We start from the raw sequence: 21,194 nt of genomic DNA on the forward strand, positions 1-21,194 counted from the left end.
CACATGAGCACCCCTAGCGCAGAGCCGGTCCCGCTTCCCGCCAAACGGCGGGTGGCCCAGTTGGCGATGCTCGCATTCGCGGTCGCCATCGTGATGCTGGCGTACGCCAACGTGGGGTTGGCCCTCGACGAGCAGATCCCGGCGGGAATGGTCACCTACGGCCTCGGCCTGGGCGGCCTCATGCTCGCCGCCTACCTGGTGCTGGCCAGGTTCGCGCCCTGGGCCGACCCGCTGATCCTGCCGCTGGTGACGCTGGTCAACGGCCTCGGGCTGGTGATCATCTATCGCCTCGAGGCGTCCGGCATGAAGGGGGCCTCGGCCACCAACCAGCTGATGTGGACCGCGGTCGGGGTCGTCATGTTCTCCGTGACGCTGATCGTGCTGCGCGACCACCGCGCGCTGCAGCGTCTGACCTACACCATGGGCGCCGTCGGCCTGGCGCTGCTGGTCTCGCCGCTGCTGCCGTTCGTCGGCAAGGAGATCAACGGCGCCCGCATCTGGATCGGCATCGGCGGCTTCACCCTCCAGCCGGCGGAGTTCACCAAGCTCGCCCTGGTCATCTTCTTCGCCGGCTACCTGGTCGCCAAGCGCGACGTGCTCGCCCTGGCCGGGCGGCGGCTGCTCTTCATCGATCTGCCCCGGGCCCGCGACCTGGGGCCGGTCCTGATCACCTGGGGCCTCAGCCTCGGTGTGCTGATCCTGCAGAAGGACCTCGGCTCCTCGCTGCTGATCTTCGGCACGTTCATCGCGATGCTCTACATCGCCACCCAGCGCACCTCGTGGGTGCTCATCGGCATCCTGCTCTTCATCGGTGGAGCGGTCCTGGCGGGGCTGCTCTTCAGCCACGTGCAGGACCGCTTCACGGTCTTCCTCAACCCCGAGGACCCCGCGCTCTTCGACAAGGTCGGCGGCAGCGCGCAGCTCATGGAGGGCCTGTTCGCCATGGGCGAGGGAGGCATACTCGGCACCGGCCTCGGCCAGGGCCACCCCTACGAGATCCCGCTGGCCTTCTCCGACTTCATCTTCCCCGCCACCGGCGAGGAGCTGGGCCTGACCGGGCTGATGGCCCTGCTGATGGTCTACGCCCTGCTGGTGGAGCGCGGCCTGCGCACCTCGATCGCGGCCCGCGAGCCGTTCTCCAAGTTGCTGGCCGGCGGCCTGTCGTTCATCCTCGCCTGGCAGGTCTTCATCATCGTGGGCGGCGTGACCAACCTGATCCCGCTGACCGGCCTGGTCACCCCGTTCATGTCCCAGGGAGGATCGGCGCTGCTGGCTAACTGGATCCTTATCGCGCTGCTGGTACGCATGTCGGATACGGCGAGGAAGCCTCCGCCCCAGGCCATCCAGGACGAAGGAATGACGCAGGTGTTCCAGCGATGAACGGTCCCCTCAAGCGCGCCGCCCTTGCCTGCCTGCTCATGTTCGGCCTGCTCATGATCAATGTGAACTACCTGCAGGCCGTGCGGGCGGACGATCTGCGCGCGAACCCGCGCAACGACCGCAACCTGTACGCGCGTTACGAGGTCGAGCGCGGCCGCATCACCGCGGGCAACAAGGTGCTCGCCGAGTCGATCGACACCGGCGACCCCGAGTTCCGCTTCGAGCGCCGCTATCCCGAGGGCAAGGTCTACGCCCCCATCACCGGGTTCTTCGCGCCCGAGAGCGAGAGCAACATCGAGCGGGCGGAGAACTCCCTGCTCAACGGCACCAGTGCCGACCTGCTGATCCGGCGCAGCATCGACCTGTTCACCGCCAAGCAGAGCAAGGGCGCCAACGTCGACCTGACGATCAACCCCAGGGCGCAGGAGGCGGCGTACAAGGCGCTGGGCGAGAGCGGCAAGAAGGGCGCGCTGGTCGCGATCGAGCCGAAGACCGGGGCGATCCTCGCGATGGTCTCGATCCCCACCTACGACCCCAACCCGCTGTCCAAGGCCAACAAGGCCCAGGTGAACGAGGTCTCCAAGAAGCTGGAGAACGACGAGGACACGCCGCTGCTGAACCGGGCGGTCGAGCGCACCTACCCGCCGGGCTCGACCTTCAAGGTGGTCACCGCGGCCGCGTACCTGGAGAGCGACGACACCGTGGGCCCTGAGACCCAGGTCGACGCCCCGCAGCGGCTCGACCTGCCCAACACCACCGCCGACCTGCCCAACTACGGCGGTGCGGCGTGCGGCGCCGGGCGGGTGACGCTGTCGTTCGCGCTGGAGAAGTCCTGCAACACGCCGTTCGGCAAGATCGCGATGGACCTCGGTTACGAGGCGCTGCGCGACCAGGCGGCCAAGTTCGGCATCGGCGGCGAGCAGCTGGCGATCCCGATGCCGGTGGCGGCCAGCAACATCGGCCCCGAGGAGGACCAGGCGGCCCTCGCCCAGGCCTCGATCGGCCAGCGCAGCAACCAGATGACCCCGTTGCAGATGGCCATGATCGCCGCCGGCATCGCCAACAACGGCGTGGTCATGAAGCCGTACCTGGTGAACAAGATCGCGGACTCCGAGGGTGGCGAGGTCGCGAGCGCCGACCCCGACGAGCTGGACACCGCGATGAGCGAGGAGAGCGCGCGCAAGCTCCAGGAGATGATGGTCAACGTCGTCAACAAGGGCACGGCGAGCGCGGCGCAGATCCCGGGCGTGACGGTCGGCGGCAAGACCGGCACCGCCGAGACCGCCCAGGGCCGTGACCCGCACGCGTGGTTCATCTCCTTCGCCCCCGCGGAGGACCCCAAGGTCGCCGTCGCGCTGATCGTCGAGTCCGGGAGCGCCGGCAGCGACGCCTCGGGCGGTCAGACCGCGGCCCCGATCGCCAAGAGCGTGATGGAAGCGGTGCTGGGTAGATGACCGCGTTGCTCGGGGGCCGGTATCGCCCGCTGGGGCGGATCGCGTCGGGCGGCATGGGTGAGGTGTGGCGAGCCAAGGACGAGCTCCTCGGCCGCGAGGTCGCGGTGAAGCTGCTGCGCCCGCACGTGGCGGAGGATCCGGCCTTCCGCCTGCGGTTCCGCTCCGAGGCGCGCATCGCGGCCGGGCTGTCCGACCCGGGCATCGCGCAGGTCTTCGACTACGGCGAGGGCGGCGGCGTCGCCTACCTGGTGATGGAGCTGGTGCCCGGGCAGTCCCTGGCCGGCATCCTGGCCCGCGACGGCGCGCTGAGCCCCGAGATCACCCTCGACGTGGTCCGCCAGACCGCCATGGGCCTGCACGCCGCGCACCGCGCGGGGATCATCCACAGGGACATCAAGCCCGGGAACCTTCTGGTGACCGAGGCGGGCGTGATAAAGATCACAGACTTCGGCATCGCCAGGGCGCTGGAGGCGGTGCCGGTCACCCAGACGGGCATCCTGATGGGCACCGCGCAGTACGTCAGCCCCGAGCAGGCGTCCGGCGACCCGCTCACACCCGCCACCGACATCTACTCGCTCGGTGTGGTCGCCTACGAGTGCCTGACCGGGCAGGCGCCGTTCCGCGCCGAGACGCAGGTGGCGATCGCCCTCATGCACATCGGCGAACCCCCGCCGCCGCTGCCGGAGTGGATCCCGCCGGCGGTCCGCGACCTGGTCATGGCGTGCCTGGCCAAGGATCCGCTGCGGCGCCCGGCCGGTGCCAGGGAACTGTCGGAACGGGCGGACATGCTGCTCGACGCGCTGACCGCCACCGGTGCCACCGGTCTCGGCATGCTCACCGACCCCGTGGGCTGGCGCGCGGAGCCCGCGAGCGAGTGGCCCCAGGAGGTCACCTCCGCCCTCGCCGTCCCCCTCCGGCCCGAGCCCGGTCAGGGCACGGGCTCCGGGGCGGGCGGGGGTTCCGGCAGGGGGCCCGGTCACGGCGCGGGCGCCGGTGCGGGATCCGGTGCGGGCACGACTCCGCCGGGTGCCGTCCCTGCGCGTCGCGGGCGCCGCGGTCTGCGCAGGACGACGGTGATCGTCGCCACGGTCGCGGGGTGCGCCGCCGCGGTCGGGCTGGGTGCCCTGGCGGTCCACGAGCTGACGAACCAGCCCGGTGACAGCGAGCCGGGAGAACCGGTCGTACGGTCGAGCCCGGCGACCACGTCGCCGACCGCACGGCCGACGAAAAGCAAGCCTCCGACGAGCAGACCATCGCTCTCGCCGACGAAGTCGGCCCGCCCCTCGGTCACGCCGTCGGCTACGGTAAGCACATCGGCCACGCCCACCGCAAGGCCGAGTACGTCGCCACCGCCCAGCCCCAGCCCGACGACTCCCACCCCGACACCAACCACCCCGACGGTGACACCGAGCCTCACACCGAGCACAACTCCTGAACCCGGTGACACAGACCCGCCGAATGAGGAGACGTGATGCGGCAACGGGTCGATGATGGACACCGGTGGCCCAAGAGCTCACCGGCACCCAAGATGAACGGTAAGGGACAGTGCAGGAAATGACTCAGCCCCGACGCCTCGGCGATCGCTACGAGCTTGACGGCGTCGTCGGGCGTGGCGGCATGGCCGAGGTCTATCGCGCCCGAGACATCCGGCTGGATCGGATCGTCGCCATCAAGACCCTTCGCGCGGACCTGGCCAGGGACCACATCTTCCAGGCGCGTTTCCGCCGTGAGGCGCAGTCCGCCGCGTCACTGAACCACCCGTCCATCGTCGCGGTCTACGACACCGGCGAGGACGTCTCCGAGGGTGCGCCGGTGCCCTACATCGTGATGGAGTACGTCGACGGCCGCACGCTGCGCGACCTGCTGCGGGCCGACCGGCGGCTGCTGCCCGAGCGCGCCGCCGAGCTGGTCGACGGGATCCTGCGGGCGCTGGACTACAGCCACCGCGGCGGCATCGTCCACCGCGACATCAAGCCCGCGAACATCATGATCACGCGCAACGGCGACGTGAAGGTCATGGACTTCGGCATCGCCCGCGCGATGGCCGACTCGGCCGCGACCATGACGCAGACCGCCCAGGTGATCGGCACCGCCCAGTACCTCTCGCCGGAGCAGGCCAGGGGCGAGCGGGTCGACGCCCGCAGCGACCTCTACTCCACCGGCTGCGTGCTGTACGAGCTGCTGACCGGGCAGCCGCCGTTCACCGGTGACTCGCCGGTCGCGATCGCCTACCAGCACGTGCGCGAGGACCCGATCCCGCCGTCGCAGATCGACCGCGACATCCCCCAGTGGGCCGACGCCATCGTGCTCAAGGCGATGGCCAAGGACCCGGCGCACCGCTACCAGAGCGCCGGGGAGATGCGGGCCGACATCCAGCGGGCGATGTCCGGCATCCCGACGGACGCCCAGACGATGGCGCTGAGCGCCAACAACAACTACGGCTCGGCCACCCGGACGATGCAGGCTCCGGGCCCCGGCGGTCCGGGCGGCCCGGCCACCCAGCGCACCACCGCCGTCCCGGCGTACGAGTACGGCGAGGAGGGCGGCGGCCCGCGCACCGGCGGGGGCGGCCGTCGCCGGCAGCAGAGCGGCGGGAACACCGCGGTCAAGACCGCGGCGTGGATCCTCATCCCGCTGCTGGTCATCGGTGCCTTCATCGGCGTCGGCTACATGTTCCTCAGCTCGCCGGGCACCCCCACCACCAGCGGCAAGGTGAAGATCCCGCCGCTGGTCTCGCAGACCGTGGAGGCGGCGACCAAGAGGCTCACGGACCTCGGCCTGAAGGTGAAGGTCGTCGACGCGTTCGACGAGGAGATCCCCAAGGGCTCGGTGATCGAGAGCGACCCGTCGGCCGACCACGAGGTCGACAAGGGCACCGAGGTGACGCTCAAGGTCTCCAAGGGGATCGAGAAGGTCGAGGTGCCCACCGTGCTCAACATGAGCGCCGAGGACGCCACGAAGACCCTTGAGGACGCCGGCTTCGAGGTCAACCTGCAGACCAAGCCCTCCAGCCGCAAGCAGGGCGTCGTCTTCGAGACCGTGCCCGCGCCGGGCAAGAAGGCCAACAAGGGCAGCATCGTCCGGATCTACGTTCCCAAGGAGGCGGTGGAGGTCCCGGCCGTGGTGAACCTCACGGTCGGGGACGCCAAGAACGCGCTCAAGGAGGCGGGCTTCAAGTGGAAGGTCGTCCCGCAGCCGAGCGACCTGCCCAAGGACACCGTGCTGAGCCAGTCTCCCGAGGCGGGCGGCAAGTACCAGCAGGGGACGACCATCACGCTGATCGTGTCGAGCGGGGCACCGCCCGAGCCGACCGAGGAGCCGACCTTCCCCGAGGAGCAGCCGACCATTCCCGAGGAGCCGACGGAGGACACGCCCACGGAGCAGCCCGACGACGGCACGATCTTCGATGAGGCGCCGCCCGGCGACGGGAACTGACCGGAGCACCTGACGGAGGCCCCCGCGACCGCGCGGGGGCCTCTTTCCTCTCCCGCCCGCGCTCTTTCCGGCGTTCTTGGCCGTTCCCGCGTTCCCATGGCTTTCGCGGCGTCTGGAGTTCGCGGCGTTCGATGTGTGCGGCGTCCGGCTTGCGGGACGTCGTCACCCGGTTTCCGGCCGGAAGATCCGGGAGACGGGAACCGGAAGGCCCGGAAACGGGGAAGAGTCCTTCCGCCACTCGGGGGCGATGGCGGAAGGACTCTCACTGGTCAATCGTTCAGGATGGGCTTCGCGTTACAACAATCTTTCGAGCCAGTTTCCGAGCAGCCGGTGACCGTGTTCCGAGATCACCGATTCGGGGTGGAACTGCACGCCCTCGACGGGGGCGGTACGGTGGCGCAAACCCATGATCACACCGTCGTCGCTGGTCGCGGTGACCTCGAGGATCTCGGGCACCGTCCCGGGCAGGACGGCCAGCGAGTGGTAGCGCGTCATGGTCACCGGTGACGGCAGGCCGGAGAAGACGCCGCGCCGGTCGTGCGAGATCGCGCTGGTACGGCCGTGCACCAGTTCGGGCGCCCGCCCCACGGTCGCCCCGTGGGCGATGGCGATGGCCTGGTGTCCCAGGCAGACGCCGAGCAGCGGGATGCCGTGGGCCTCACAGTGGCCGACGAGCGGGACGCTCACCCCCGCGTCCTCCGGGGTGCCGGGGCCGGGGCTGATCAGGATCCCGTCGAAGCCACGGGCGTCCTCGACCGCGACCAGGTCGCGCGGGCGCACGTCGCAGGTGGCGCCGAGCTCGCGGAGATACTGGACGATGGTGTGGACGAAGCTGTCGTGGTTGTCGACGACCAGGACGCGGCTCATCGGCCCACGGTGGTCAGGTCGAGGGAGACGCGAGGTTCGATCCAAGGGAACACGACATACCAGAGTACGGCCGCGACCAGCCCGGCCAGCACCAGGGCGGCGAACCCCCTGGTCACGAGGTTTCCGGGAAGCATTCGCCAGATCCAGCCGTACATGGGACCTCCTTCGTGTCCGGGGCGTCACCCGGGCCTTCCTGTTCGGGGTCTATCGGCTCACCCGGACCGCCCGAGGCGGTCCTCACGCCCCGTCAGCTCCCCCGAGACGATGAGCCGCAGGGCGGCCGAGTACTCCGGGTGGCAGGTGGACAGGGTGATCAGCGCTCTGGTCGGCTCGTGGCCCGGCCGGCCGGGAACCGGGGCGACCACGCTGATCTCGCCGGGGTCGACGACGCGTCTGCCGGTGACGCGGTAGGTGTAGCGGGCCTCGCGGGCGTCGACCAGGATGAGATCGCCCCGGCGGAGCTCGTCGATGCGGCTGAAAGGGGCGGCGTAGGTGGTCCGATGGCCCGAAAGAACGAAATTACCGATTTCTCCTGGCATGGCAGTGCCGGGATAGTGACCGGGGCCCATCCGCAGCCGATCCTGGTCGACGCCTTCCACGATGGCGTACCGGTAGTCGTCCCCGAGCCTGGGAATCGCCAGCATCGCCACCGCCCCGCCCAGCCGGATCGGCCCCGGCGGCTCTCCCCGCCGGCCTCCGGCCTCACCGCCTGGCGGGATCTCCTCTCCCAGGAGTTCTCTGCGCAGCAGCGCCTGCTGCCCGGCGGTGTAGGAGCCGGTGCCCCACAGGAGGTAGGCGCAGAAGAGGAGGATGACCAGCCCCGCGGTGACGCTCAGGTCGCCCAGAACCCTCAGCGCCGCTCTCATGGGGTCAGGCTAGTGACGGAAAAGGCCTCCGCGGCGGGCCGGATCACGGGTCCGGCGCAACATTTGCCACAGGATGGTGCCCCACGGAATCGCCATGGTCCAGCTGCGCAGACTATCCTTACACGGAACTTCACCCACTAGCGACTACGCTAATCGACACGGCCTGCGCACGATCCAGATCGCGCAGGGTTGACGCAGGAGAAGAACCCCAGTGCCCAAGCCCAAGACTCGCAAGAAGCCGGTCTACACCCCGCCGCAGACCTCACAGCAGGTCAAGATCAGCCCACGCTGGTTGGCACCGGTCATGGTGACCTGCTGGATCGTCGGCATCCTGTGGATCGCCGTCTACTACGTGGCGCCCACCGCTCCCCTCCTCGGCACCCTCCAGAACTGGAACCTGCTGGTCGGGTTCGCGTTCATCATCCTCGGGGTGATCCTCTCCACCCGCTGGCGCTAGCTTTTCCACAGGCATTGTCCACACCCTGGGGACTCAGACCACCGACGACAGCAAGAAGGCGGTCCTGGTTATCACCAATCCCACCAGGATCGCCAGAACGCCGAGAAGCAGCACACTCTGGAAGATCGTCCGACTGGCCTTCGGACCGTAGGCCAGAACAGCCGAGACGATCACCCCGGTGACGAGCCCTCCCACGTGTGCTGTCCAGCTGATGTTCAGCCCCGGAATGAACGTGATCACCAGGTTGATCACAAGCAGCACGATGATGGGGCGAAGGTCGAGACGGAGCCGCCTGCTGACCACGAAAATCGCACCGAACAGGCCGAAGATGGCTCCCGACGCGCCCAAGCTGGCGACGTTGATCGGATCGAACCAGTAACCGAGCACCGAGCCGCCGAGTGCGCCGAGAAAATACAGCGCCAGGAACCGAACGTGGCCGAAGGCCTGCTCCAGGTAGGGGCCGACCATGAACAGGGCCCACATGTTCAGCCCGATGTGCAGGTAGTCCCGGTGCAGGAAGGCGCTGGTGATCAGTCGGTAGTAGTCGGAGTCGACGGCGATCCCGAAGACCCACATCGCCAACTCCGCGGTCACCCGGCCGTTCGAGGCCATCTGAGCCAGGAACATCACGATGTTGACACCGAGAAGCGTCCAGGTCACGTAGGGCTTGGCGATCACACCGCCGCCGAACACGGACTGCGCCCGCCGCATGCCCTTGTTGCCCTCGGCCACGCACTCGGGACACTGGAAACCCACCGCGGCGTCGCGCATGCAGTCGGGGCAGATGGGACGGTCGCAGCGCTGGCAGCGGACGTAGGTCTCACGCCCTGGATGCCGGTAGCAGGTGGGGACAACGGTGTCGGGCTCGTTGGACGGCTGGGTGGTCATGTGTGTGGCTGGCCCCTTCGAGCGTTCTGTTATCCACAGACTGCCAGCCTATTCACGATCCCGAGCACCCGTACACCCGCGAAGGGAAGGGCTCGGGGGCGGGGGTGAGGAAGAGGACGTGCGGGAACGCGCCCGGCGGCCTCCGGAGGAGGCCGCCGGGCGAGAGATCAGCTCTGGACGCGCTCGATGGTCACCGACTCCAGGACCACGGGCTCCGTGGGACGGTCACGGGCGTCGGTTTCGGTCTTGGCGATGGCGTCGACGACGTCCTGGCCCTCGATCACCTCACCGAAGATGGTGTGCTTGCCGTTGAGATGCGGCGTGGGAACCACCGTGACGAAGAACTGCGAGCCGTTGGTGCCGCGGCCGAACTGGACGCCGGCGTTGGCCATGGCGAGCAGGTACGGGCGGTTGAAGTAGAGGTCCGGGTGGATCTCGTCGTCGAACTTGTAGCCGGGACCGCCGACACCCTGACCCAGCGGGTCGCCACCCTGGATCATGAATCCGGAGATGACCCGGTGGAAGATCGTGCCGTCGTACAGCTTGGCGTTGGACTTCTGGCCGGTCTCCGGGTGCACCCACTCGCGGGTGCCCTCGGCGAGCTCGACGAAGTTCCTCACGGTCTTGGGCGCGTGATCCGGGAAGAGCTGGACCTTCACGCTACCGCGGTTGGTGTTGAGGTTCGCGATCAACTTCTCAGCCATGATCGGACTGCCCCCTTCAGTTCGTAGGAATACCTGTGCAACGTATTGCTTTTATGGCACTTTGACGATTTCGGCCGCAGCCGCATCCCCAAGCATCCTCCCACGGGCCGTCATGATTGAGCCGCCTTCGAGCGGGAAGGGGTGGCGACGGGGCCCCAACGAATGGGGAGGTTGTTGTGCCTCTAGCACTGTTTGGAAAGCGCCACATGAAGATCGTGGCACCGGAAAGGCGGCTGCGCCACGTGAAGGCTCAGGCCGTCCGAGCCGCGGATCGGGTCGGCCCGATGGCCAGCCACGCCCGTGACGCGGCCAGTCATCATGCCCATGACATGGCCGTCCAGGCTCGCGATGTGGCCGGTCACGCCCGAGAGATGGCCGGCCAGGCCCGTGAAGTGGCCGGTCAGGCTCGTGACGTGGCCAGCGAGAAGATCATTGTGGCACGCGGGTGGGCGGCACCCAGGCTTGACGCCGCCGCGCACTCGTTCGAGGAGCAGCTCGCGCCGAAGATCAGCGCCGCGCTGTCCCAGGCCGCCGCGAGGATCGATCCCACTCCCGCGAAATCCAGGAAAACACCCATGATCCTGCTCTTCGCGGGCGTCGCGATCGCGGCGGCGGGTTATGTCCTGTACCGCAGGAACGCCGACCAATGGGCGGACACACTGAAGGAAAGCGCCTCCGACGCGTCCCAGTGGGTGGGGCAGAAGACGGAGGCGGTGGCCGGGAAGGTCTCCGACACGGCGGATGACGCCGCGACGAAGGCCGAGGAGGTCGGTGCCAAGGCCGACTCCAGGGCGGAGCACACCTCCAAGAAACTGTCCTAGGGATCGGAGCGCCGGCCGGTCACGTGAGTGCCGGTCGGTGGCACGAACACGGCGTACGGCCGGGTACGGCCTACGGCGACTGCCGGGGGTACGGCCCGCACCGCGAAGGTGCGGGCCGTACTCCTGTGCGGAGCCGATCGGACTCTCCGGTGCGGGCGTCCGTCGAACTCCCGCGCGGGCGTCCATTGACCGATCACCAAGCGCTTGTTAGAACGTGTTCCTCGGACCCAAGGAGCACCGATGACGCTGTCGCCCCTCGACGACCATCCCGTCCACCAGTCGCCAGAGGTCATGCGGCACGTCACGACGTCGGACCGCAACTTCTACGACCGGTACTACTTCAACTGCCACGCCGGGTCCGACGAGCTGATGCTCATCGTCGGCCTCGGCCAGTATCCCAACCTCGGGGTCACCGACGCGTTCGCCTGCGTGCGGTACCGGAACCTGCACCGCGTGGTCCGGGCCTCCCGGGAACTCAGCGGCGACCGGATGGACACGCGGGTCGGCCCGTTCAGGGTCGAGGTGATCGAGGGCCTCCGGCGGCTGCGGGTGGTGCTCGACGCCACGGAGCACGGCCTGTCCTTCGACCTCACCTGGGAGGGCACCGTACCGGCCACCCTGGAACCCCGGCACTTCCTGCGCTGGCAGGAGCGCGTGGTGTTCGACTCCTCCCGGATGGCCCAGACCGGCCGGTGGACCGGGCACATCCTGGTCGGCGACGAGCGCGTCGAGGTCACCCCCGACCGCTGGCAGGGCACCCGCGACCGCTCGTGGGGCATCCGCCCGGTCGGCGAGCCCGAGCCCCCCGGCATCCAGGCGCGCAACGCGGGCACCTTCTACTGGCTCTACGCGCCCGTCCAGTTCGACGACCACGCCATCCTGTGCATCGTCCAGGAGGACGAGAAGGGCCGCCGGGTGCTGGAGGAGGCGGTGCGCGTGTGGGGGTTCGGCTCTCCGAGGGAGGGTGAGGAGGAGTATCTCGGCCGTCCCGAGTACCGCCCGACGTACGTGGACGGCACCCGGGAGGTGCGCGAGGCGACGATCTCCTTCTCCCCGCCGGGCGGGAAACCCTTCGACCTGCGCTGCGTCCCGATTCTCCCGGTGCACCTGATGGTGGGCACCGGATATGGCCTGGAATCGGATTGGAAGCACGGCATGTACCAGGGTCCCGGCCCGGTGGTGCAGGGCGTCACCCACACGCTGCCCGAGGACGCCCCCAGGATGTGGGGCATGGTCGACGCGGTCGGCCGCTTCGAGTACGACGGCCGGATCGGCTACGGGTTGTACGAGTACTGGGCCCTGGGCCCGCACCCGTCCTTCCCCGAGGGCTGACCACCGCACGTGACCGGTCGTCCCCGGGGACCGGCCCCCGCACGTGACACGTCGTCCCCCGGGGACCGGCCCCCGCACGGATCTCCGCGCGGGTTTCCCGGATCGCCTCCGAACCGGCGGTGAACCGGCCGGAGACACCTCCGAACCGGCGTCAAACCGGCCGGAGCCGTTTCCGGGCCTGCTGCGAACCGGCCGGGGCAATTCCCGCACGGATGCCCCGGCCGGTTCGCAGGTCTTCGCGGGGACGCCCCCGGGCTCGCCGGGGCGTCCCCGAGGTCACTCCTCCTCGGCCTTCATGCCGGCCTTCTTGACGCAGGTGACGGTGGGCACGTCGCCCTCCGGGTGCTTGCCCGTCACCCTGATCTCGGTGATCCCGGCCCCCTCGGGAGCGGGTACGGCCGTGGAGAGCGTGGCCACCTCCCCGGGCTTCTGAGCGCCTTCGGGAAGGGCGGGCGCGGCCATGACCCTGATTCTCTTGGGCGGGATCGCGCCCTCGGGAAGGGCGGACGGCTCGGCGTCCGGCCGCACCGCCAGGATGTCCTCGGCGATCGTGACGCGTCCGGCCTCGGGCTTCCCCGGCTCACCGGCCTGTCCGGACGGCACGGCGGGAACGGCGGGAACCGCGAGAGCGGATCCCTCCTTCTCCAGCTTCTCGCGCTCGGCCTCGGTGAGCCGGCGCGTCGTCAGGGTCACCTGGCCGCCCCCCTCGCAGTCGACGATCACGACGTCGTCCTTGGGAAGAGGGGTGGGGGTGGGCGTGTCGGCACTGGCGGCTCCGGTCAGCGTGGCCATCAGAGCCCCCGCGGTCACCACCGCGGCGGCGAGCATGCGGATGCGCATGGATGTTCTCCTTGTCAGACGAGTGTCAGCGGACGGATACGGCAGGTGGACTGGTGAGCGGACCGGCATGCCGTTCTGGAGACCACAGGCTCCCGCCCGTTGCCTGAACCCAGCCTGAAGGCGCCGGAAATCGTCTTCAGGTTGGCTTTAGGCGGGGTACGGCAGGCTGGGCGGCATGCGCGTGCTACTGGTTGATGACGAGAAGCGCCTGGCCCACCTCCTGAAGGAGGGGCTGGCGGGCGAGGGATTCGCCGTCGACGTCGCGTACGACGGCCGCGACGGGCTGTGGATGGCGACCGAGAACCCGTACGACGTGATCGTGCTCGACGTCATGCTGCCCCGGATGAACGGCTACACCGTCTGTGCCAAACTCCGCGACGCGGAGAACTGGACGCCGATCCTGATGCTCACCGCCAAGGACGGAGTGCAGGACGAGGCCGAGGCCCTGGACACGGGCGCGGACGACTTCCTGTCCAAACCGTTCTCCTACGTGGTGCTGCTCGCCCGGTTGCGCGCGCTGGTACGCAGGGGCGGCAGGGCGAGGCCGGTGTCCATCGCGGTCGGCGACCTGACCGTCGATCCGGCGGGGCTTCGCTGCCGCCGCGGCGAGGTGGAGATCTCCCTCACGCCCAAGGAGTTCGCGGTCCTGCACGGCCTGGCGCGCAGGCAGGGCGAGGTGGTCTCCAAGAGCGAGTTGCTGGCCCAGGCGTGGGACTTCGCCTACGACGGCGACCCGAACATCGTCGAGGTCTACGTCAGCGCGCTCCGCCGCAAGATCGACTCTCCGTTCGGCCGCTCGTCGCTGGTGACCGTGCGCGGCGCCGGCTACCGGCTGGAGGCCTGAGATGGCGTCGCGCCTGTCGGTACGGCTCCGGGCGACCCTCGCGGCGACCGCCATCGTCGCGGTCGCGCTGGGCGTGGCGGCGTCGGTGCTCGTCGGCGTGCTGACGGGGAGCCTGACCCGGAGCGCCTCCGACGAGGCCGCCCGCCGCGCCGGCGCCACCGCGGACGTTCTCGCCGGCGCCACCGCCGACGTGCTCCCCGGCGGTACGTTGGTGCTCGGCGTCCCGGCGATCGACGCCACGTCCACCGGCGTCCCGGAGCCCCCCTCGTGGGCGATCGACACTCCGTCGGCCACCGTGGTCACCGTCACCGGACCGCGGGCCGAGGCCGCCGGGCACTCGGAGCCCGCCCTCCTCGACCCCGACATCAAGATCTTCACGCGTCCCGCCTCACCGGCGCCGACGCTCCCCGGCCCGGGCCCGGTCGCCTCACGGTCGTCCGGCGGGAAGGCCGCGGCGCTGTCCGGGAAGGCCGCGCCGTCCGGTGGGAAGGGCGCGCCGCCGTCCGGGATGTCCGGGACGTCCACCGGGAAGGTGACGGCGTCCCCCGTGGTGGCCGTACGGAACATCGCGGGCGGAGCCGCACTCGAGCCCGCCGAGGTGACCAGATGGGCGCCCGGCGACTCCTTCGCCCTGGCCACGATGCCCGTGGACACCGCCAACGGCACGCTGTTCGTACAGGCCAGGGCCTCACTCGAACCCACCGCGGACGCCCTGACGACCCTGCGCGGCCTGCTGCTTCCCGGTATTCCCGCGTTGCTCCTGCTGGTCGCCGCCCTCACCTGGCTCGCCGTCGGCCGGGCGCTGGCACCGGTCTCGGCCATCCGCGCCGAGATGGCCGACATCACCGCCAGCGACCTGCACCGGCGAGTCCCCGTACCCAGGTCGCGTGACGAGATCGCCCGCCTCGCCGAGACCATGAACCGTACGCTCGACCGCCTCGAACTGGCGGTCAGCCGGCACAAGCGCTTCGTCGCCGACGCGGCCCACGAACTCCGCAGCCCGCTGGCCATCCTGCGGACCCGCCTGGAGCTGGCCCGGCCGGGACCGCTGGCGGCCGAGGCCCTCACCGACGTGGAGCGGATCCAGGCCCTCACCTCCGATCTCCTCCTGCTCGCCCGCCTGGACGCCGGGGAGCCCATCTGCCACGAGGAGGTGGACCTCGGCCAGGTGACCGCCGAGGAGGCGGCCAGGTCGCGCCCCAGGCCGGAGATCGAGGTCACGCTGGAGGTGGCGGCCGACACCGTGCTCCTCGGCTCCGCCGGGCAGCTGCGCCGCCTGGTGGCCAATCTGGTGGACAACGCCGTGCGCCACGCGAGTTCCGCGGTCACCGTCCGGCTGGCCACGGACGGCGGCGAGGCGGTGCTCGACGTGCTCGACGACGGACCGGGCATTCCCGCCGAGCACCACGAGGCGGTCTTCGACCGGTTCACCCGGCTGGACGAGGCCAGGGACAGGGACGCGGGCGGTGCGGGTCTCGGGCTGGCCATCGCCAGGGACATCGCGGTACGGCACGGCGGCACCCTGCGTGTCGCGGGGAAAGATCGAGGAGCGTGGCTCCAGGCCCGCTTTCCTGTGATATGAACCACACACGTGATCTATCACGGAGCCCTTCACTCCCCAGGAGGCCCGCCATGCCCGCTCCCACCCGTCGCTTAATGATCTTTCGAGGTCTCACGGGCGGCGCCGCCGCCGCGATCGCGTCGGCCACCGCATGGGTACGCCCCGCCGAGGCTTCCGAGGACACCGAGGAGGCCGCCGGTCCCATCCTCGCCAGGACCAGCAGCATTCCCGTCGGCGGCGGCCGCATCATCAACGGCAAATGGGTGGTCACCCAACCCGTCAAGGGCACCTTCCGTGCCTTCAGCGCGAAGTGCACGCACCAGGGCTGCCCGGTCTCGACCATCCGCGGCGGGACCATCAACTGCCCCTGCCACGGCAGCAAGTTCCGGATCGCCGACGGCTCGGTGGCCAGGGGCCCCGCCAAGCGGCCGCTGGCCCGTAAGAAGATCAGGGTCTCCAAGGGCGTCATCCGGCTGAGCTGATCGGCCTGCGCTCACCCGCACTTCGCGAGGGCCGCTCCCGCGACGTGCGTCACGAGAGCGGCCCGCGAGAGGGACGGGATCCGCGGTCCGTGAAGACGGGACTCCAGGATTCGCCCTCTTGCCGGCTTCTCTTCCGGAAGCCGCCGAGGGGGACGGCCTCGCCACCGTTCAGACCGACCAGGAGCAGCCGGTTGCGGAACTCACCACCCCCGCGGAGGAACTCGGCGCCCTCCCGCTCGCGGGCCCGGACGACGAGCCGCTCGTCGTCCGCCCACGCCACGGACCGCTCGATCCATTGACACGCTCCCCGGCCTGAAGGCCGGGGATTCAGCCCGTGCCGCGTCAAGCGGCACCGAGGGAGGCTCGCGGGCGAAGGTGGGGCGGGGTGCCTTCTCAGGACATCGGCGAAGGTTTCACGTGAATCAATCGCTTCGCGCGGCGACGAGAAGCGGCGCGAGAATAGGCGGTCCGGGATCCGGTGGTTCGGCGATCCGCGTGTTCGGCGATTCAGCGGGCTCAGGGGGTCTGTGATCCGGTCGTGCGGGCGGTCCGGGCTGGAACCGCCCGCGGAAGGGACGTGAGACCGATGGGTGACGTCACCGTACGCCCCTACGAGGGCGCCGCCGACCTGCGCAAGATGCAGGAACTCGTACGGGCGACCTGGGGTCCCGGCGTCCGGCCGCATGTCGGAGGCCTCGCCTGGAGCAGGTTCCAGCACGTGGGGCGGGAGGCGGAGTGGCCGACGGCGCTGTGGGAGCGCGACGGTGACACCCTGGCGTGGGGCTGGGTGACGCCTCCGGGCGAGCTGGAGATGTTCGTGCATCCGGAGCATCCCGCGCTGGCGGACGAGGTGCTCGACTGGTTCCGCGGTGTGGCCACCGGCGACGAGGCGGGGGTGACCATCCTGGAGGGCGAGAGGCGACTCGCCGCGGTCCTGTCCAGGCACGGCTACCGGCGGGAGCCCGCGGACGCGCCCTTCCTGCTGCACATGTCACGCGACCTGCGTGATCTACCGGAACCCGAGGTGCCTCCCGGCTTCGTCGCGCGCCACGTGCGCGGCGAGGAGGACGTGCCCGCGCGGGTGGCCGTGCACCGGTCGGCGTTCGCTCCCTCGTCGGTCACCGAGGAGAGTTACCGCAACGTCATGGGCGCGTGGCCCTACCGGCGCGAGCTGGACCGCGTCGTCGAGGCGCCGGACGGCCGCCTGGCGTCGTACTGCCTGATCTGGCTGGACGACGCCAACGGCGTCGGGGAGCTGGAGCCGGTCGGCACGCACCCGGACTTCCGGCGGATGGGGCTGGCCCGCGCGGTCTGCCTGCACGCGCTGCGCCGGCTCGGGGAGGCGGGAGCGGTCACCGCGATCGTCCGCCCTCGGGGGGACGCGGGACATCCGGTGCCCGCTCGACTGTACGAGGCACTGGGCTTCCGCACCCGCGACCGGACGGCCCGCTACTCACGTCCCCGCCGACCCCCGCCGAGCACGTCCAGCGGTTTCAGAAGTGTTTAATGAATATCCTCATATAACGTCGTCCGGAAATATATACATATTTTCCGGGGAAAGTCATCTCGAGATAACCCTCGAACCGCACGCGGATGTATAAGTCTTACTCCCCGGCAAGTAGCATTACAGGATTGATCGCACCTGTCGGCGGATAGACGTCACATATGCGAAGCACAGTTCAACGCTCCCTGATCACCAGCACCGTCTTCGCCCTGGTCACGACCCTCCCCTTCAGCGTCACGCACGCCGTGGCCGACCCCGCCCCCGATTCCCGGCACGTCCCCCTGCCGGATCAGTTCACGACCCTCAGAACAGGCAGCAGAGGAATAGAGGTACACAACGCGAAGAAAAGACTTAGAGATTTGGGTTTCCCCCCGGGAAATCTCAGCCCCACGTATGATCCCGCTCTGCGCATGACCGTATGGGCCTTTCAGAAGGCGAACGGGTTGAAACCCGTCGACAGGATCGACCCGCCGACCTGGCAGGCCCTCCTGCACCCCCGTCGTGTCAGGCCCCTGGTGTCGCACGGGGAGCCGGAAAGGACCGAGATCGATCTACGGCGCCAGCTCCTCACGGCGTGGAGAGGCGGGAAACCCGTGCTGGTGACCCACATCTCGACCGGTGCCCGCAGGTCGTACTGCGAGAAGGGCCACTGCGGGTTCGCCGCGACCCCGCTCGGCGACTACCGGGTGGGAGCGCGGGTTCCCGGCTGGTCCACCGGGATTCTGGGGTCGATGTTCTACCCCGTCTACTTCAACGGCGGCATCGCCATCCACGGCTCCACCCTCGTCCCCCGTTACCCCGCGTCCCACGGCTGCGTCCGGGTCCCGCTGCACAACGCCCTCGACCTCTACCGGTTCCTCCAGCCGGGCGTTCCCGTACACGTCCGCCGCTCGGAGGCGCCCGCCGAGCGCCGCCCGAAGGCTCGCGGGGAACAACGCTCCCGGATTCCCGAGGCACGGCCTCCCAAGGCTCCGCACCGCTCGCACCGGCACTCCTCGCGCCCCGGGCGCTCCACCGGCCATCGGACGGGACGTGACGGCGGAAGCCGCCGGTGAACCGCGCGGGCGAGCTTGAGCCGGGAAGTGGCCTTTGCGGTGAGAAATCCCGGCCGGTACGGCGATCGAACCGATCTCACGGGCTTAGAACCGGTGCCATGAGGTCATGATGAAAATGTCGGCAGATCATTGCGAAGGGCGTGAATCGTGATACCAACCATGATCCTGTTCGGCCTGGTCTTCGGGCGATGGTGGCGGGTCTCCCTCCTCGCCGCCGCCGTGTTCTGGCCCGCCGTGCTCCTGGCCGGCGACGCGATCGGACTCGACGGGTCACTGGTTATGGCGGCCGCGCTGGGCGTGCTCAACGTCGCCGCCGGGGTGGCGATCCATCAGAGCGTCCTGTGGATCGTGAGGAACACGATCACGCAGCGCGCACGGGCGAAGAATCCGTAACCGTACGGCCGGTCGCGCCGGGGGCTCGACTCGACGCCTCCGACGCCTCCGGCATCTCTGGCACAAAGCGGCGAGAACGGGTAGGTGACGAGGGCTGGGCGGAACGCGGGCCGGTGGCGTTCCTCCCGCGTCTCCGTTCCTCCCGCTTCCCCGCGGGTCCCGCGGTTCAGCGCCCGATCCCCGCCAGGATCACCTCGTCGAGCACGACCGAGGCGGTCGACTGGTCGGGCCTGTCGTACTGTCCCGCGGTGATGGCGACCACCAGGTCCAGTGCGGGCGCCACGTGGATCCGCTGGCCGCCGTTGCCGAACCCGCCCGTCCACGTGTCGCCCACGTACCAGTGGTAGCCGTAGTGGGACCCCTCGTCGATCCGCACGTGCGGGCGCAGCGCCGTCTCCAGCCAGGACGACGGGACGACGCCACCGCCCCCGTCGCGCACGAGCCGCCCGATCGCGAGAAGGTCGCGAGGGGTGAGCCGCAGCCCGGAGGCGGCCAGGGCCACCCCGTCCTCGCCGGTCGACCACTCGAAGCGCGTGATCCCCAGCGGCTCGAACAGCCTGGCACGCGCGTAGTCCTGCACCGCCTGGCCGGTGCCCTTCTCGATGAGCCGCGCCACCAGCGCCGAAGCGCCTCCGCAGTAGGACCGTCGGTTGCCCGGCTCGTCCACGATCCGCCGCTCCAGGATGTAGCGGAAACGGTCGGGGGCCAGCTCCATCGCGATCTCGCTGTTGGCCGCGCTCGTGTAGGGGGCGCTCTCGTCCCACTCCAGGCCGAGCGTCATGGTGAGCGCGTGCTCGACCGTGAGCGCGGCTCGCCGGGGGTCCTCGGCGAGGTCCGGATACTCGGGGAAGTGCCGTAGCAGCGGCTCGCGCGGCTCCGGCACCCGGCCGTCGGCGAGGGCGATGCCGTACAGGAGGCCGACGACGCTCTTGGTGATCGAGCGGACGTCGTGGAGCGTGCCGGGCGTGAAGCGCACCCGGCCGAGCGGCTCGTTCAGCCGGAAATCCTCGCCCTCGCCGTAGTACTCAAGGATCACCCTGTCACGGCGGAGGGCGACCACGGCGTGGAGGTCGGGCAGCCGACCCTGCTCCACGCCGAGGGCGAGGCGGTCGGTGAGGGTGTCGCTGCTCATGATCCTTTTATACGTCCTGCCGGCGTGTCAGGATCAACCCTGCGGGGTGAACTCCCACGCACCCTGCCGGGGGAAGCGGTCGGAGTGGTCGGCCTGGATCCAGCCGGGGTATTCGACCGGGAGCGCGCTGGCGGCGTCCAGCTCGGTGAGGTCCCGCTCGGTGAGCTCGAGCTCGACGGCGGCGAGGTTCTCGGTGAGCTGCTCCGGGCGCTTGGCACCGATGATGACGCTGCTCACACCGGGACGCGAGAGCACCCAGGCGAGCGCGACGCGGGCCACGCCGACCTCGTGGCGGGCCGCCACCTCGCGCAGGACGTCGATGACGTCGTAGGCGCGCTCCAGGTTCACCGGCGGGAACTGGAACTGGTTGCGGCGTGCCCCGCCGTCACTCGTGCCGGTGCGGTCGAACTTCCCGGACAGCAGGCCGGCGGCGAGCGGGCTCCAGACCAGCAGGCCGAGCCTCTGGTCCTGGAGCAGGGGGAGGATCTCGCGTTCGATGTCGCGCGCCGCGAGCGAGTACTGGGCCTGCAGGGAGGCGAACCGCGCCCATCCTCGCCGCTCGGAGACGCCCAGGGCCTTCATCGTCTGCCAGGCGGTCAGGTTGGAGGCGCCGATGTAGCGGATCTTCCCCTGGCGCACCGCGTCGTCGAGGGCGGCCAGGGATTCCTCGAAGGGCGTGATCGGGTCGATGTTGTGGATCTGGTAGAGGTCGATGTGGTCGGTACGGAGCCTGCGCAGGCTGTCCTCCAGCGACCGCATGATGTGCAGCCGGGACTGGCCGACGTCGTTGGGGCCGGAGGCCATCCGCGCGGTCATCTTGGTGGCGAGCACCACGTCGCGACGGCGTGCCCCGAGCACCTGGCCGAGGAGTTCCTCCGACTCGCCCCCGCCGTACACGTCGGCGGTGTCGATGAGGTTCACCCCGTGATCGAGCGCGGTGCCCACCAGGTGGTCGGTGTCCTTCACATCCAGCGCGCCGACCGCCTCCCAGACCTGTGAGCCACGCCCGCCGAAGCTCATCGCTCCCAGCGAGACGCGGGAGACGAAGACTCCGGTGGTGCCGAGCTGTGCGTATTTCATCGTCCTACTCCTTCCAGATGAGGGGGGCGTTGGAACGCTATAGCTCGCCTACCTGGACAATCCATAAGAAAGAGTCCGACATATATGCGAGATCGTCCG

Annotated in this window: 22 protein-coding genes; 14 read left to right on the forward strand and 8 right to left on the reverse strand. The window is 69.7% G+C overall.

The features are described from left to right. Positions 1–3 precede the first annotated feature (3 nt). The 4 genes from ACVCAG_RS21825 (at position 4) to pknB (ending at position 6,269) form a co-directional block, all read left to right on the forward strand. Positions 4–1,380: an FtsW/RodA/SpoVE family cell cycle protein gene (locus tag ACVCAG_RS21825; protein ID WP_440085302.1), complete on the forward strand. Its 1,377-nt coding sequence runs from the start codon at positions 4–6 to the stop codon at positions 1,378–1,380. Then, positions 1,377–2,834: a penicillin-binding transpeptidase domain-containing protein gene (locus ACVCAG_RS21830; protein WP_440085303.1), complete on the forward strand. Its 1,458-nt coding sequence runs from the start codon at positions 1,377–1,379 to the stop codon at positions 2,832–2,834. The genes ACVCAG_RS21825 and ACVCAG_RS21830 overlap by 4 nt, the downstream gene beginning before the upstream one ends. Further along, positions 2,831–4,306: a protein kinase domain-containing protein gene (locus tag ACVCAG_RS21835; RefSeq protein WP_440085305.1), complete on the forward strand. Its 1,476-nt coding sequence runs from the start codon at positions 2,831–2,833 to the stop codon at positions 4,304–4,306. The genes ACVCAG_RS21830 and ACVCAG_RS21835 overlap by 4 nt, the downstream gene beginning before the upstream one ends. Before the next feature lie 82 nt (positions 4,307–4,388). Continuing rightward, positions 4,389–6,269, forward strand: coding sequence for a Stk1 family PASTA domain-containing Ser/Thr kinase (gene pknB / locus ACVCAG_RS21840; protein WP_440085306.1), 1,881 nt, complete (start codon positions 4,389–4,391; stop codon positions 6,267–6,269). 294 nt (positions 6,270–6,563) lie between these two features. On the opposite strand, the gene ACVCAG_RS21845 is transcribed toward pknB, so the two are convergent. From ACVCAG_RS21845 to ACVCAG_RS21855, 3 genes are read right to left on the reverse strand one after another with little or no spacing between them, the layout of a single operon-like run. Next, positions 6,564–7,136 (reverse strand): glutamine amidotransferase-related protein, encoded by a 573-nt coding sequence (locus tag ACVCAG_RS21845; protein ID WP_440085308.1) that lies wholly within the window; start codon positions 7,134–7,136, stop codon positions 6,564–6,566. Next, a complete protein-coding gene (locus ACVCAG_RS21850) occupies positions 7,133–7,291 on the reverse strand; it encodes a hypothetical protein (RefSeq protein WP_440085309.1) in 159 nt (52 codons plus the stop codon). Before ACVCAG_RS21850 ends, ACVCAG_RS21845 begins: the two co-directional genes overlap by 4 nt. Positions 7,292–7,348: 57 nt before the next feature. Beyond that, positions 7,349–8,002, reverse strand: coding sequence for a class E sortase (locus ACVCAG_RS21855; RefSeq protein WP_440085310.1), 654 nt, complete (start codon positions 8,000–8,002; stop codon positions 7,349–7,351). Between the two features lie 211 nt (positions 8,003–8,213). On the opposite strand from ACVCAG_RS21855, the gene ACVCAG_RS21860 reads away from it, so the two are divergent. After that, complete coding sequence (locus ACVCAG_RS21860) at positions 8,214–8,459, forward strand: cell division protein CrgA (RefSeq protein ID WP_344744891.1); 246 nt, start codon at positions 8,214–8,216, stop codon at positions 8,457–8,459. A 33-nt stretch (positions 8,460–8,492) separates the two neighbouring features. Here the strand turns inward: ACVCAG_RS21860 and ACVCAG_RS21865 are convergent, their stop codons facing one another. Then, on the reverse strand, positions 8,493–9,347 hold the full coding sequence (locus tag ACVCAG_RS21865) for a rhomboid family intramembrane serine protease (protein ID WP_440085312.1): 855 nt from the start codon (positions 9,345–9,347) through the stop codon (positions 8,493–8,495). Positions 9,348–9,514: 167 nt separating this feature from the next. After that, positions 9,515–10,051 carry a peptidylprolyl isomerase gene (locus tag ACVCAG_RS21870; protein ID WP_440085313.1) on the reverse strand — a complete coding sequence of 179 codons (537 nt, stop codon included), beginning with the start codon at positions 10,049–10,051 and terminating at the stop codon, positions 9,515–9,517. 206 nt (positions 10,052–10,257) lie between these two features. Here ACVCAG_RS21870 and ACVCAG_RS21875 point away from each other — a divergent pair, with 206 nt between their 5' ends. Next, positions 10,258–10,872: a hypothetical protein gene (locus ACVCAG_RS21875; protein ID WP_440085314.1), complete on the forward strand. Its 615-nt coding sequence runs from the start codon at positions 10,258–10,260 to the stop codon at positions 10,870–10,872. Between the two features lie 240 nt (positions 10,873–11,112). Continuing rightward, positions 11,113–12,204 (forward strand): hypothetical protein, encoded by a 1,092-nt coding sequence (locus ACVCAG_RS21880; RefSeq protein ID WP_440085315.1) that lies wholly within the window; start codon positions 11,113–11,115, stop codon positions 12,202–12,204. A 276-nt stretch (positions 12,205–12,480) separates the two neighbouring features. On the opposite strand, the gene ACVCAG_RS21885 is transcribed toward ACVCAG_RS21880, so the two are convergent. Then, a complete protein-coding gene (locus ACVCAG_RS21885; RefSeq protein WP_440085317.1) occupies positions 12,481–13,044 on the reverse strand; it encodes a hypothetical protein in 564 nt (187 codons plus the stop codon). Positions 13,045–13,219: 175 nt separating this feature from the next. Here ACVCAG_RS21885 and ACVCAG_RS21890 point away from each other — a divergent pair, with 175 nt between their 5' ends. From ACVCAG_RS21890 to ACVCAG_RS21920, 7 genes are all read left to right on the forward strand, one after another. Then, positions 13,220–13,888, forward strand: coding sequence for a response regulator (locus ACVCAG_RS21890; protein WP_440085318.1), 669 nt, complete (start codon positions 13,220–13,222; stop codon positions 13,886–13,888). Between the two features lies 1 nt (position 13,889). Then, complete coding sequence (locus ACVCAG_RS21895) at positions 13,890–15,470, forward strand: ATP-binding protein (RefSeq protein WP_447190201.1); 1,581 nt, start codon at positions 13,890–13,892, stop codon at positions 15,468–15,470. Positions 15,471–15,544: 74 nt separating this feature from the next. Then, entirely contained in the window at positions 15,545–15,931 is a 387-nt protein-coding gene (locus tag ACVCAG_RS21900) for a Rieske (2Fe-2S) protein (protein WP_447190202.1), read from the forward strand. A 118-nt stretch (positions 15,932–16,049) separates the two neighbouring features. Then, positions 16,050–16,247 (forward strand): hypothetical protein, encoded by a 198-nt coding sequence (locus tag ACVCAG_RS21905; RefSeq protein ID WP_447190203.1) that lies wholly within the window; start codon positions 16,050–16,052, stop codon positions 16,245–16,247. Between the two features lie 270 nt (positions 16,248–16,517). Continuing rightward, complete coding sequence (locus tag ACVCAG_RS21910; protein WP_447190204.1) at positions 16,518–17,438, forward strand: GNAT family N-acetyltransferase; 921 nt, start codon at positions 16,518–16,520, stop codon at positions 17,436–17,438. Positions 17,439–17,596: 158 nt separating this feature from the next. After that, positions 17,597–18,490 (forward strand): L,D-transpeptidase family protein, encoded by an 894-nt coding sequence (locus tag ACVCAG_RS21915; RefSeq protein WP_440085326.1) that lies wholly within the window; start codon positions 17,597–17,599, stop codon positions 18,488–18,490. Positions 18,491–18,637: 147 nt separating this feature from the next. Then, positions 18,638–18,883 carry a hypothetical protein gene (locus ACVCAG_RS21920; RefSeq protein WP_362842578.1) on the forward strand — a complete coding sequence of 82 codons (246 nt, stop codon included), beginning with the start codon at positions 18,638–18,640 and terminating at the stop codon, positions 18,881–18,883. A 166-nt stretch (positions 18,884–19,049) separates the two neighbouring features. Here the strand turns inward: ACVCAG_RS21920 and ACVCAG_RS21925 are convergent, their stop codons facing one another. After that, positions 19,050–20,015, reverse strand: coding sequence for a serine hydrolase (locus tag ACVCAG_RS21925; RefSeq protein ID WP_440085327.1), 966 nt, complete (start codon positions 20,013–20,015; stop codon positions 19,050–19,052). A 33-nt stretch (positions 20,016–20,048) separates the two neighbouring features. Continuing rightward, complete coding sequence (locus tag ACVCAG_RS21930) at positions 20,049–21,095, reverse strand: aldo/keto reductase (RefSeq protein WP_440085328.1); 1,047 nt, start codon at positions 21,093–21,095, stop codon at positions 20,049–20,051. Positions 21,096–21,194 lie beyond the last annotated feature (99 nt).

The organism is Streptosporangium sp. G12 (assembly GCF_052983175.1).